This window comes from Pseudomonas sp. KB_15, assembly GCF_052114525.1.
In the GTDB taxonomy this organism is placed as follows: Bacteria; Pseudomonadota; Gammaproteobacteria; order Pseudomonadales; family Pseudomonadaceae; genus Aquipseudomonas.
In genome coordinates, this window is record NZ_JBFREX010000382.1 from 1 (window position 1) to 354 (window position 354).

At 72.0% G+C, this 354-nt stretch carries 1 pseudogene; it reads left to right on the forward strand.

Annotated features, from left to right (window positions below):
- Window positions 1–61: 61 nt before the first annotated feature.
- A pseudogene (locus tag AB4Z35_RS31390) lies at window positions 62–354 on the forward strand (hypothetical protein); the annotation flags it as partial.

Genomic DNA, 354 nt, shown 5'->3' on the forward strand with positions numbered 1-354 from the left:
GACTGGCGCCCCCGCCAGGACCCTCAGCGCCGGGCTACATGTAGATCGCAGGAGACCCGCTATGGCAGTAACCCCGGCAGCAACCCCGACGACTTTGGCCCCGGAGGCCGGCGCCCGCATCATGGCCTGGGCCGACGCCCTGGCCGTCCACACCGAGCAGCCCGGGCTGCTGACCCGCACCTACCTGACCGACGCCCACCACGGCGCCGCCGCACAACTAGCCGAATGGATGCGCGAAGCCGGCATGACCGTGCGCCGCGACGCCGCCGGCAACGTCATCGGCCGCTACGAAGGCACCTCGCCCGACGCTCCCGCGCTGCTCACCGGCTCCCACTTCGACACTGTGCGCGATGC